General features: G+C 32.5%; 12 protein-coding genes. 4 read left to right on the top strand and 8 right to left on the bottom strand.

The annotated features are described in order from the left end of the window. Window positions 1–339: 339 nt before the first annotated feature. The 8 genes from CF599_RS18625 to CF599_RS18590 all read right to left on the bottom strand — a co-directional run bounded on the left by CF599_RS18625 (window position 340) and on the right by CF599_RS18590 (window position 9,734). The gene (locus CF599_RS18625) at window positions 340–1,035 is read right to left on the bottom strand and encodes a sulfite exporter TauE/SafE family protein (protein WP_121967434.1); all 696 of its coding nucleotides are present in this window, start codon (window positions 1,033–1,035) and stop codon (window positions 340–342) included. A gap of 3 nt (window positions 1,036–1,038) precedes the next feature. Beyond that, the gene (locus CF599_RS18620; protein WP_121967433.1) at window positions 1,039–1,497 is read right to left on the bottom strand and encodes a FixH family protein; all 459 of its coding nucleotides are present in this window, start codon (window positions 1,495–1,497) and stop codon (window positions 1,039–1,041) included. A gap of 18 nt (window positions 1,498–1,515) precedes the next feature. Then, window positions 1,516–2,949, bottom strand: coding sequence for a cytochrome c oxidase accessory protein CcoG (gene ccoG, locus CF599_RS18615; protein WP_121967432.1), 1,434 nt, complete (start codon window positions 2,947–2,949; stop codon window positions 1,516–1,518). A gap of 719 nt (window positions 2,950–3,668) precedes the next feature. Then, window positions 3,669–4,649 (bottom strand): cbb3-type cytochrome c oxidase N-terminal domain-containing protein, encoded by a 981-nt coding sequence (locus tag CF599_RS18610; RefSeq protein WP_121967431.1) that lies wholly within the window; start codon window positions 4,647–4,649, stop codon window positions 3,669–3,671. Next, window positions 4,646–4,852 (bottom strand): CcoQ/FixQ family Cbb3-type cytochrome c oxidase assembly chaperone, encoded by a 207-nt coding sequence (locus CF599_RS18605; protein ID WP_121967430.1) that lies wholly within the window; start codon window positions 4,850–4,852, stop codon window positions 4,646–4,648. Before CF599_RS18605 ends, CF599_RS18610 begins: the two co-directional genes overlap by 4 nt. 19 nt (window positions 4,853–4,871) lie before the next feature. Next, complete coding sequence (gene ccoN / locus CF599_RS18600) at window positions 4,872–7,052, bottom strand: cytochrome-c oxidase, cbb3-type subunit I (protein ID WP_121967429.1); 2,181 nt, start codon at window positions 7,050–7,052, stop codon at window positions 4,872–4,874. A 6-nt stretch (window positions 7,053–7,058) separates the two neighbouring features. Continuing rightward, the gene (gene ccoS, locus CF599_RS18595) at window positions 7,059–7,265 is read right to left on the bottom strand and encodes a cbb3-type cytochrome oxidase assembly protein CcoS (protein ID WP_121967428.1); all 207 of its coding nucleotides are present in this window, start codon (window positions 7,263–7,265) and stop codon (window positions 7,059–7,061) included. A 78-nt stretch (window positions 7,266–7,343) separates the two neighbouring features. Continuing rightward, window positions 7,344–9,734, bottom strand: coding sequence for a heavy metal translocating P-type ATPase metal-binding domain-containing protein (locus tag CF599_RS18590; protein ID WP_121967427.1), 2,391 nt, complete (start codon window positions 9,732–9,734; stop codon window positions 7,344–7,346). Between the two features lie 117 nt (window positions 9,735–9,851). Between CF599_RS18590 and CF599_RS18585 the strand changes: the two genes are divergently transcribed. The 4 genes from CF599_RS18585 (at window position 9,852) to CF599_RS18570 (ending at window position 13,273) form a co-directional block, all read left to right on the top strand. After that, window positions 9,852–10,535, top strand: a complete 684-nt coding sequence (locus CF599_RS18585) for a Crp/Fnr family transcriptional regulator (RefSeq protein ID WP_121967426.1) — start codon at window positions 9,852–9,854, stop codon at window positions 10,533–10,535. Window positions 10,536–10,621: 86 nt separating this feature from the next. Further along, window positions 10,622–11,644, top strand: a complete 1,023-nt coding sequence (locus tag CF599_RS18580) for a bifunctional oligoribonuclease/PAP phosphatase NrnA (RefSeq protein WP_121967425.1) — start codon at window positions 10,622–10,624, stop codon at window positions 11,642–11,644. Continuing rightward, window positions 11,637–12,188, top strand: a complete 552-nt coding sequence (gene gldI / locus CF599_RS18575; protein ID WP_121967424.1) for a gliding motility-associated peptidyl-prolyl isomerase GldI — start codon at window positions 11,637–11,639, stop codon at window positions 12,186–12,188. Before CF599_RS18580 ends, gldI begins: the two co-directional genes overlap by 8 nt. A gap of 5 nt (window positions 12,189–12,193) precedes the next feature. Beyond that, window positions 12,194–13,273 carry a peptidylprolyl isomerase gene (locus tag CF599_RS18570; RefSeq protein ID WP_121967423.1) on the top strand — a complete coding sequence of 360 codons (1,080 nt, stop codon included), beginning with the start codon at window positions 12,194–12,196 and terminating at the stop codon, window positions 13,271–13,273. Window positions 13,274–13,397 lie beyond the last annotated feature (124 nt).

Here is a 13,397-nt window from a genome sequence, read left to right as displayed (position 1 = left end):
GACTTACCATTGCTTCTTATTTGATCACTACAAAGCTAAAAAAACATAGAGGTAAAATAGAAAGCTTAAGCTTTCTATTTTACCTCTATGTTGAAAAAGAAGACTTTTTCAGTGCCCTCCCTTACGGTCAGCTTTTTTTATTTTCTCATAGCGCTTTTAATACTTAATCAAGTATAAGTAATAAATAACAATAGATTATAAGTAACAAACAATCAACATTATATTATTCTTTTTCATAGCATCATAAACGTTGATATCTCTACTGTTATATACTTTAGACACTATTAGTACAAAAAGTCACATATTTTTTTAAATAAAATCACTAAAAAAAATAACCCACTAACAATCAGCCTCTCCTCTAACAAAAAGATTAAGATTATCAGGAGATAAAAAAGGAATATCTAGACCAAGCCCTCTAACTATAAACAACATTCCGAACAGTACAATCACATAGGGATAATACTTCATAATATTATTTCTAACCTTCACCGAGAACATATCTCTAACATAGACAATGGTGCTCATCAAAGGAATAGTTCCTACTCCAAACAACATCATATACATCATTCCTAAATAAACATTCTGCGTAGCTAATGCTCCAAACAATGCTACATATACCATTCCACATGGTAAAAAACCATTAAAGAAACCTATTGTAAATAAAGTACCTTTATTTTGTTTCTTAAACTGACTTCCTAATTTGTTTTTAACTTTACTAACAACAAAATAAAAGGGCTTTAAGAAACCAAAACTTCCAAGTTTGTTTTGTGGTACTAATACAAATACAATCATCAGTATACCAACTACAATTGACATCTGTTGTTGTAATCCGGCTAAGAATAAGCCTTTTCCAAATAGACCAAAAACAAGTCCTAAAATAGAATATGCAGATATTCTCCCTAAATGATAGGAAAATATCTGCATAGCTTTTTTAGTACCATTACTCTTAGATACAGGTAACATCATAGCAATAGGTCCACACATACCGATGCAGTGAAGACTACTAATCAGTCCAAAAATAAGAGCCGTGATCACTGTTTAATCTTTTTTTACAGTTAAACTTTGTTTGTTTCTGTAATCAGTCCCTTCATAAGACCATTCCACAGCAATATCCCAACGACCGTCTACCAGCGTATTGTTAGGTATGAGCAAATTGGAAGAAGACAGTGATATAGGCATATCAAAGTCTAATTTCTGGTTAGACGGTCTATATAGGAATATTTTACCTGTAATATTTTTTACATCAAAATTAGTAGGAAAGGCAATAGTAATATCACCATTTCTATTACTTTCAATAGATAACTTCTCATTAAGTTTTAAAGCAGCTACTTCTCTATCGTGCTTACCATCCACTTCTATTTCTTGTTGATAGTAATTTTCAGTAACTAACTCATTATCAAATTTACTATCTACCTGCACTCTAATCACATACTGCAAAATAAAGATCATAAATAATCCCATTGCAATAACGATTCCTGTTCCAAAATTAAATTTCATACCTAACAAATTTTAATATTAATCCAATGTTCTAGGGCCTAAGAAATTAGTAGAAGTAGTTTGAATCAACTTACCACTATTATAAACCTCTATCTTAACTTTTGTTCTATGACTTTCTAAAACATATTTAGGAACGTCAATAAACATAGTACCTTCAGCGTAACCTTCTTTCTCCACTTTAATAATAGGTTTTCCAATCATAGTAATCACACCACTTTCTGGAGAACTTAATTTAAAAGTAATATCATCAAAATCTTTCATTGTTTTATTAACAACTTTAAAAGTATAGACGTTTCTTATATTTTCTTTATCATCTATCGTAACATGAGAATATGTTTGCCCTGCTACACGTAATACAGTTGCTTCAATATCTGTTCTTAAGAATAACAATCCAACTAGAATAGTACTCAAAACACATAAAACAACAACATAACCTTTTTGACGTAAACTGAACTTAAACTTAGTCCCTTCAGATATTTCAGATTCAGAAGCATAACGAATTAACCCTCTAGGCATTCCTACACTATCCATCATATGATCACATTCATCTATACAAGCTGTACAATTCACACACTCTAACTGAGTACCATTACGAATATCTATACCTGTTGGACAAACGTTCACACACTGTTTACAGTCAATACAATCACCTATTCCCTCAGCTGCTCTATCAATTCCTTTTTTAAATTTAGCTCTACCATTCTCTGCCTCACCTCTAACGTGGTCATAAGCAACAATAATAGATTTATTATCTAAAAGAACTCCTTGTAGTCTACCATAAGGACAAGCTATAATACATACTTGCTCTCTAAACCAAGTAAACACAAAGTAAAATACTGCTGTAAATATAATCAACCCAACAAAACGTCCCATATGATTAGCAGGGCCATCAACCATCATCTGAATAACAACATCACCTCCAATAATATAAGCTAAGAAAACATTAGCAATCAAGAACGAGATAAAAAAGAATATAAACCATTTTAATAGTCTCTTTCTAATTTTTTCAGAGTTCCAAGCTTGTTTATCTAAGCGCACTTGAGCTCCTCTATCACCATCTATCCAGTACTCTATACGTCTAAATACCATTTCCATAAAAATAGTCTGAGGACAAATCCATCCACAGAAAATACGTCCAAAGGAAACTGTAAATAAAGTAACGAATACAACACCTATAATAATAGATATAACGATAAGATAAAAATCCTGAGGCCAGAAAGGAAAACCAAGAATATTAAACTTTCTATCGATAACATTAAACAGTAAAAACTGATTCCCATTTAATTTAATAAATGGCGCAACGAAAAGAAAGAAGATTAAAACGTAACTAACTATTTTACGCTTATTATAAAAAGGCCCAGAAGGTTTCTTTGGATAAATCCAAGCTCTCTTACCATCTTTGTCAATTGTACCTATGGAGTCACGAAAACTCTCATCATGTATTGTAGCCATAGTAAATGTTTTTTCTTGTGAACTATAGGTCTTTACTCCCCATAATTCAATTCTTATTATGTTAGTTTATTACCGTGCTGATTAGCACAAAAAATTTAGCATTATAATGCTACTAAAGAAACCCAATAATATTGTCGCTTACTAGATTTCTTATACTTTCAAACTTCAATAACTACTTGGTTAAAGTTTACATACAAAACCATAAAACAAGTAAATAATTGTCCCTTCAATACCTATTAAATTGACTAAATAAATATGTCAATTAACAACTGAAAGTAAACGTTTTAAAAAAGGATTTTACTCATACCTATTAAAGTAACTTGCCTTGTAAATTATAATATCATCAGTTATTTTGATTCTATCAAAACTGTCTCCTGCTTAGAGAAAATAGTTTTGTAAGACCTAAATAACAACACTATAAAGTTACGAAAAACACAACTAAAAAAAGCATCCAAAGCCTTAAAAAAGCGCTACTACCACGTTTTATTAACATAAACAAACTAAATAAGTCAAACCTTGGTACTTATAAAGCTAAAGATTCGAACTAAAGAAAGAATCTAACGTATTTTACAATTTTTAGCTTTAAAAAGCTATTTTAAAATTATTGTATAAAAGAGGGCTAAAATATATAAAATTAGCCCTCTTATCTTTTGAACCAGTATGTGTGTGTACCTAATAAAAGTACTTTTACTAACTATAGCACCTATACTAGTCTATTATTATTTTGCCGCTTCTGGAGCTGCTTCCTCAGTTGCAGGTGCTACTTCAGTCGCATCAGTTGCAGGAGCTGCTTCAGCAGCTTTATCACCACTTAATTCTGCTTTAGACCAAATGATATCTCCTTCTGCCGCTTTTGGTTCAGCAGGTGTAGTACCATTTAATGAAATAATATAAGAAGCAATTTTCTCAATTTCAGCAGGTTTAAAGTTTGTTTTCCAAGGCACCATTCCTTTACCTGCACGTCCACCTTCAGATATAGTATTAAAGATATTCTTCATACCACCACCTAAGATCCAGTGATCATCAGTCAAGTTAGGTCCAATTGCTCCACCACCATCCGGTTTGTGACAAACTGCACAGTTTGTGTCAAAAAGAGCTTTACCTGCTGATAAAACAGCTGGGTCATCAGAGAACACAGCTTGATCAGCTGTTAACATATCTGGAGCAGTTTTCTTATACTCTTCAACTTGTTCTTTAGCTGCAATCATTTCTTTCTCGAACTCAGCTATCTGGTTATCACCTTCAAACACATGGTAACGAAGTAGATAAATAACAGCAAATATTGCAGTTACATAGAATAGTCCAACCCACCATGGTGGTAATTCATTATCTAACTCTTTAATACCATCATAATCATGATCCATCATGATGTCTGATTCTTGAGCAATAGTTTTAGTGCTAGTTAATTTTTGCATTAAACGTTTTACCCAAGGAGTCTCAGAAAACGGAAGACTAGCTTCTTTATTCTTAAGAGCTCTTTCTTCTGGAGTCATTAAACGATCCATAATTTTACTCGTTGCTGAAGCTACAATTTCTACAGCTATCAAAGCGAATAAAAACAAACCTAATAAAATAAGTACAACAGGATGCTCTACAAAGGCAGGCTTATCACTGTCTCCTCTTACTAACCACTCGATCGCAAAAAAGAATATGGCAAATAGCAGAGGAACTCTTACATATACTGGAAAAAACTTTTTCATAATTTTTCTGAATTACTATCAACATTGTGCGCTTCATCATCCATGAATGGCATATTGCTCAATTCTTCAATCGTCTCTTTCTTATAAGTAGCTACCCAAATAAACAGACCCATAAAGAATGTAAAGAAAATGATAAGTGATATAATTGGGAATATCTCAACTCCACCAATCGTTTCCATATTATGTTTAATGAATTTTAGCATATTGATTCATTTTAAAATATTATTCTTCTACCTTTTTAATGTCAGTACCTAAACGTTGTAGATAAGCAATAACAGCTACAATCTCACGATTACTCATTGGTACAAACTCTTCACCTCTTTCTGCAGAACGTTTTTTGCTATCTTCATAAGATTTAACGTAGTCAGGATCCCCTTCTAGGTTCATAGCAATTTCTTCAGATTGTTTTTTAATAGAAGCTTGTGCACCAGCAATATCTTCATCAGTATATGGAACTCCTAAAGTTCTCATCACACTCATTTTAGTCTCAATCTCAGTATAGTTAGCATTTTTATTTGCAAACAACCATTTATAACCTGGCATAATTGAGTTTGGAGATGTTGATTGTGGATCATACATGTGGTTATAATGCCAACTATCTGAATATTTTCCACCAACTCTAAATAAATCTGGGCCTGTTCTCTTAGACCCCCATAAGAATGGGTGATCATAAACATATTCTCCTGATTTAGAATACTCCCCATATCTTTCAACTTCAGAACGGAATGGACGAATCATTTGTGAGTGACATCCAACACATCCTTCTCTAATATAAAGGTCTCTACCTTCTAACTCTAATGGAGTATATGGTTTCACACTTGTAATTGTAGGAATATTTGATTTCACAAATATTGTAGGAACAATTTGAACTAAACCACCTATTAAAATAGCTACTGTAGTTAAGATAGTAAACTGGATAGGTCTTCTCTCTAAATGAGTATGCCATCCTTCACCTTTTAATCTACCAGCAGAAATTCTTTGTAATGCAGGTGCTTCAGCTAATTCGTCTTCAACAGGTTGACCAGCTCTAACTGTTTTATAAATGTTATAGATTAACACTAATACTCCAGCTAAGTATAATGTACCTCCGATAGCACGCATTGCATACATCGGCATAATAGCAGTTACAGTTTCTAAGAAGTTACCATATTTTAATGTACCGTCTGGGTTAAAATCTTTCCACATTAAGTGTTGAGAGAAACCAGCTACATATAAAGGAATAGTATATAAAATAATACCTAAAGTACCAATCCAGAAGTGGAAGTTAGCTGCCGCCTTAGAGTATAATTCTGTTTTTACCATTCTAGGTATTAACCAATATACCATACCAAATGTCATAAATCCATTCCATGCTAATGCACCAACGTGTACGTGAGCTACGATCCAGTCAGTATAGTGAGCAATAGCATTTACGTTCTTTAACGATAACATTGGCCCTTCGAATGTAGCCATACCATAACCAGTAATACCTACTACGAAGAATTTTAATACAGGATCAACTCTAACTTTATCCCAAACTCCACGAAGAGTTAAAAGACCATTGATCATACCTCCCCAAGATGGAGCAATCAACATAACTGAGAATACAACTCCTAAGTTTTGAGCCCATTCTGGTAATGCTGAATACAATAAGTGGTGAGGACCTGCCCAGATGTATAAGAAAATTAATGACCAGAAGTGAATAATAGAAAGTCTATATGAATAAACAGGTCTATTAGCCGCTTTCGGTAAATAATAGTACATTAAACCTAGGAAAGGTGTTGTTAAGAAGAATGCCACAGCATTGTGTCCATACCACCACTGTACTAATGCATCTTGCACCCCTGCATATACAGAGTAAGATTTAAGAGCATTTACAGGTAACTCTAATGAGTTAAAGATATGTAGCACAGCTACAGTAACGAAAGTTGCTAAATAGAACCAAATAGCTACATAAATATGACGCTCTCTTCTTTTGATGATAGTCATAATCATGTTAACACCAAATGTCACCCAAATTAACGCAATAGCGATATCGATAGGCCATTCTAATTCAGCATACTCTTTTGATGTTGTATACCCTAATGGTAAGGTAATTACAGCACCGATTAAAATTAATTGCCATCCGTAAAAGTGAAGTTTACTTAAAAAGTCACTGTACATTCTGGCTTTACATAACCTTTGTAAAGAGTAGTAAATACCACCGAAGATCGCGTTACCAACGAACGCAAAAATCACGGCATTTGTATGCAATGGACGTAATCTCCCGAAACTTAACCAAGATATTCCATCTGTTAAGTTGGGAAATATAAACATCACTGCTAAAAGTAATCCTACTAGCATTCCGACAGCTCCAAAGAATATTGAAGCATAAAGAAATTTCTTTACAATTTTGTTGTCATAATAAAATTGTTGCACTTCCATAGTTGTTTATATTTGATTTTCTTTTTGTTTATTATTGTTTTTTTTGTCTTCTGATTTTCTAGGACTAACTTTAACTTCGTCATCGAATAGCATACGTACTGAGGGTGTGTAAGCATCATCGAACTGCCCGCTTTTAACTGACTTAATAAATAAGTACAGAAAAATACCAGCTACTACTACACTGATACTTATTAAGAAATATATAACACTCATACCTTATATTTACTTGTCAAAATTAACATTCTGTCGCTCCTAAAAATATGATAACTATCATATTTCTGTTTTTTTGTCTTAATCTTTCTTTATAATCTTCTTTGCAAAGTAATTACTCATTACTGTGACGAAACTTATAATAGATATAGTACTTATCGGCATTAATATAGCTGCTACTAATGGAGACATCTGATTCATTATAGAGACAGTGATTCCCACTACGTTGTAGCTCAAAGCTAAGATATAACTTAATTTAATAATTTTAACAGATTTCTTTGAATATTTTAAGAACGAATTTAAGTATTCAAACATTTTCGCATCTAGTATTGCATCACTTGCAGGAGTAAAGACATTAACATTCTCAGAAACAGATACTCCTACATTACTTTGCGCTAAAGCACCAGCATCATTAAGTCCATCTCCTACCATCATTACATTCCCTCCTTTTTCTTGCAATCCTTTAATATAGTCAAGTTTTTCCTCGGGTTTTTGGTTAAAGACTAAAGAAGTAGACTTTGGCAATAATTCTTCAAGCATCACCTTTTCACCATCATTATCACCTGACAGAATAACTACTTTATATCCTGATATTGTTAAATTATCAAATAATTCCTTAAGTCCTTCTCTATAATGATTCGCAAAAACAAATCTGCCTTTATACACCTCTCCTATTTTAATATGAACAGAGGTTTCATTCAATACTCTTTCTGTGTCAATACCTAATAACTTTGGTGACCCAATTAAATATTTAGTTTCTTTTATAATACCAACTAATCCTTGTCCAGTTATTTCCTCAAAGAAATCAGGCTTCACAACAACCTTTGTTGATAGAAAATTATATAACTTTCGACTTAGTGGATGATTAGATGCTCGTATTATATTTCTAATATCATTTTGCTCTTCTCTACTCAACTCCTCCCCTATATATGAAATAGTAGAACTTGCATTAGTAGTAATCGTTCCTGTCTTATCAAATACTATAGTGTTTACTTTAGCCATTTGCTCTACCACAGTAACGTTTTTTAAGTAAAACCTTTTTCTACCATATATACGTATAGCATTACCAAGCGTAAAAGGAGCTGTTAACGCTAAAGCACAAGGGCAGGCAACAATAAGAATAGCAGTAAACACATTAAAAGCAGCATTTAAATCAATAAATGACCAACCTATAAATGTAAGAATAGAAACGATAAGAAGTACAGGTGTAAAATAATGACTAATCGTATCTGTAATTGTTTTATACTTCATATCTACCTTTTTTTGGAAGACATCATTACTCCATAGCTGAGTTAGATAACTTTGAGAAACTGTATTTACGGCCTCTATCTCAACCACATCACCTACTTGTTTACCTCCAGCAAAAACCTTATCTCCTGATTTCTTCTCAACAGGAACAGCCTCACCAGTAACGAAACTATAATCTATAAACGCAGATTCTGATATAAGTATAGAATCTACAGGCACTAATTCTTGATTGCGTATTAATAAACGATCTCCTTTTACTACTTCATAAACCTGAATAGGTTCTTCTACCCCATTCTCTCCTATCTTAGTAATAGCAATAGGAAAATAAGATTTATAGTCTCTCTCAAAAGAAAGGAAGTTATAAGTACGCTGTTGGAATAACTTTCCTAATAGCATAAAGAACACCAACATGGTCATACTGTCAAAAAAACCAGGGCCTAAATCAAAGACAATATCGATAGTACTTCTAATAAACATAACTATAATACCAAGTGCCATAGGAATATCTATCGTATAATTCTTTGTCTTAATTCCTTTCCAGGCAGCCAAATAATAAGGTGAAGCAGAATAAAAGAATACAGGAAGTGACATAAATAAAATAAGCCATCTAAAGAAATCTTTATATTGTCTCATCCAGATATCATCTATATTAAAGTATTCTGGAAATGACAACATCATAACGTTTCCAAAACTAAAAAACGCAATACCTATCTTATATATTAAGCTGCGATCTACAGCTTGTGGTTTATCTTCGTAATTCTTAAGGCTGATATAAGGCTCATACCCTATTTTAGTAAGTAATAAAGCAAGGTCCTTTAATGTTACTTTATCTGAATTATATGTAATCGTTGCTTTTTTCTCAGGGAAATTAACTAATACACGAATCACACCTTCATTAAGTCTATGAAGATTCTCTAAAATCCAAATACAAGAACTACAATGAATATGTGGGATATAAAAAGAAACTATACCCGTAGTCCCTTCATTAAATTCAAGTAATTTGTTAATAATGTCCGTCTTATCTAAAAAATCATATTTACCATTTGCTTCTTCAGGACTTGCCCCAGGAGTGACCTCCATATCGTAATAACAGCTTAAATCATTATCGCTAAATATCTCATAAACTGTCTTACATCCGTTGCAACAAAACTCCTTATTATCGAACTCAATGCGGTTAAAGGTTGTCACCTCATTACCACAGTGATAACACGTACTTTTACTCATAAATATTTGCTCATTTTACCTATACCAAAGGTCTTCGTTTAATAATGCAGAATATATGACATTTATCATAAAAAAACACTATCTTTGTGCAGTTATTTTAACAAAAAATACTTGGCAATGGGCAGATGTGAACAGTGTATTATTAGAGAGTTTAGTTCTTTAAAAGCTTTAACAAGAGAAGAACTTTTAACAATCTCAGAAACTAAAACTCACTTTATCGTAAAAAAAGGAGAAACTATCTTTACAGAAGGTGATAATCTTAATGGTGTCTATTGTATTAAAGATGGCTTTTGTAAATTAACTAAACTAAACTCTAATGGTAAAGATACCATCGTTAAGCTTGCTAAGAACGGGGATTTACTAGGTCAACGCTCTATCATTAACGAAGAAACTTCTAATCTTACCGCTACTGCTATCGATGATATGCAAATCTGTTTTATTCCTAAAAAGGAGATGATGGACTACTTCACCGATAACAACAAATTTTCTTTACTAGTTACCAGAGATATCTGTAATCACTTAAAAGATGCAGATAAAGGCCTTGCAGATCACACTCATAAAACAGTAAAAGAAAGACTTGCTATCATCCTATTAAAATTAGAAGAAACTGGAGGTATTAACAAAGAAAATAATGCTTTAAACATTCAACTATCTAGAGAGGACTTAGCTAATATGGTAGGTACTGCAACTGAAAGCTGTATTCGTTTACTCTCTGAACTTAAAAAAGATGGTATTATCGAATTATCTGGTAAGAAAATTATTCTAAAAGACAAAAATGAACTAAAAGCTTTAGCTCAGTAAGATTAAACATATGAACTAACGTATCTTTTTATCATTTAAACCAAAGTATCATTATTTAATATTCTAAAATAATGTATTTTCGCAACATGATGAATGAAAAAAACATAGAGCAGCTACAATCTATTTTAAGCGCTCCTAAAAAGATAAGTATTATACCTCATAGAAATCCTGATGGAGATGCTATAGGCTCTACATTAGGACTATATCATGTATTAAAAGCATTAGGACATGATCCTTATGTAATTTCTCCTAATGACTTCCCTCATTTCCTAGCTTGGATGCCTGGCACCCAAGACATCGTTATCTTTGACCGCAAAAGAGACTATGCTACACAACTATTAGCTAGTAGTGACTACATCTTCACATTAGACTTCAACATTCTATTGAGAACAGGAGATGATATGGAAAAAGTTCTTGAAAAAATGAAAGCTCCATTTGTTATGATTGACCATCATCAAATGCCAGGAAACTATGCAGAATTAACATTCTCTAATCCTGAATTCGGTTCTACTTGTGAATTACTTTACACTTTATTTCAAAAGCTAAACTTAACTGATAAAATCAGTAAAGAAGCTGCTACTTGTATTTATACAGGTATAGTTACTGATTCTGGTTCTTTTAGATTCCCTAAGACAAATGCAAATACTCACAGAGTAATCGCAGATCTAATTGACAAAGGAATTGACAATCCATCAATCCACAACGCCTTATTTGACAATAGTAATTATAACAGATTACAATTATTAGGTAGAGCCTTGCAGAATATGGTATTAATACCTGAACACAATACTTCATATATATTCCTAAAAGACGAAGAATTGAATGAATTCCAACATCAAAAAGGAGATACAGATGGCTTTGTCAATTATGGACTTTCTATTAAAGGTATTGACTTAACATTCTTCTTTATAGAACGTAAAGATGAAGGAATTGTAAAAATTTCCCTAAGATCTCAAGGTAATATGGACGTAAATCTTCTTGCTCGCAAGTACTTTGAAGGTGGTGGCCATGTCAATGCTGCTGGTGGAAAATCAACTATTCCTCTTGAGGATACTATCACACGATTTATCGATATAATTAAAAAGCATAAAAACGAATTCTATGTCTAAACTTATTCAGTTTCTTAGTTTAACCTTATTGGTTGCGACTATTAGTAGTTGCAACAACAATACTGATGCTCGAAAACCTGTTTCTAAATCGAAAGAGAGTATTATACATAGTTCTGCTATAAAGAATATGGATATGGTCAAAAGTGAAGAAGAAATAATTTCTAAATATATTGAAACTGATAAAGAAACAACATATATCAATTCAAAGAACGGATTTTGGTATGCTTATCAAGAACGTAAAATACACGACTCTATTAGACCTCAAGAAGGTAATACGGTTATGTATACATACGAAATAACAACTTTGCAAGATAGCTTACTATATTCTAAAAACGATATTGGCGTCCTATCTTATATTGTTGATAAAGAAGATATACTACCTGTGCTTAGACACGCTGTAAAATTAATGAAGAACAATGAGTCTATTAAAATTATTACTCCTTCATCTTTAGCTTATAGTTACCTAGGAGACAGAAATAAAATAGACAAAAACCAGCCACTAATATTTACATTGAACCTAAAATCAATAGAGAAAAATAACTAAATAATATGAAAAAAATGACAAGTTTAATCCTAAGTGTGGTAGCATTAGTTACATCTTGTGCTTCACCAAAAACTGACCTTCCTGATGGTCTATACGCAGATATTAAAACAAACAAAGGAAATATCATTGTAGAACTTGAATACAAAAAAGCACCTGTAACAGTAGCTAACTTTGTTTCTCTTGCTGAAGGAAATAACCCTTTCGTAGATAAACAATTTAAAGATAAACCTTATTACGATGGAATAACTTTCCACAGAGTTGAAAAAGACTTCGTCATCCAAGGAGGTGACCCTACAGGAACAGGTTCTGGAGGTCCTGGTTATGTTTTCAAAGATGAATTCGACCCTTCTATAACTCACGATAAAGCTGGTACATTATCTATGGCTAACAGTGGACCTTTTACTAATGGGAGTCAATTCTTCATTACACATAAAGCAACACCTTTCTTAGATGGTCGTCATTCTGTTTTTGGATACACTGTAAAAGGTTTAGATATAGTAAATGCTATTGAAAAAGGAGACAAAATGGAATCTGTAAAGATTATCAGAGTTGGTAAAGAAGCTAAAGCCTTTAATGCTGTAAAAGTATTCAAACAATACTTTGAACAAGAAGATAAATCAAAAAAAGAACTAAGTGATAAAGTAGCAAATGCTCAAAAAGAATATGCTACTAAGTTTATGGAACTTAAAGCAAAAGCTACTAAAACTCACTCTGGTCTTTCTTATGTTATCGTAAAAGATGCTCAAGGTAAAAAACCAAATGTAGGTCAAGAAGTAATGATTGACTACGCTGGTTTCTTTGAAAACGGACTAATGTTTGATTCAAGTAATGCAGAGTTATCTAAAGTATTTGGAACATTTGATCAAAGAAGAGCTGATGCACAACAATACATTCCTATTCCTTTTAAATATGGTACTAAAACAGGTTTAATACCAGGATTCATTGAAGGAATAGAGCAAATGAAAATTGGAGATAAAGCAGTTATCTTTATCCCTTCTCATTTAGCTTATGGAGAAGCTGGAGCTGGTGGAGTTATTCCTCCTAATACAGATCTAGTTTTCGAATTAGAAATGGTAGCTAACTAAGCCACTTTAAAATAAAGTTTCAGTAAAAATACATCAAAGATTAATAACAGGCAAAACGGCTGTAAATAAAGACTTTACAGCCGTTTTATGATTTTTTGGTAATGAGGTAAAAAGCAGTAAAAAG

This window comes from Myroides sp. N17-2, from assembly GCF_002286775.1.
In the GTDB taxonomy this organism is placed as follows: domain Bacteria; phylum Bacteroidota; class Bacteroidia; order Flavobacteriales; family Flavobacteriaceae; genus Flavobacterium.
Note: the sequence above shows the minus strand (reverse complement) of the source record. Positions and strands in the feature narration are given on the sequence as shown.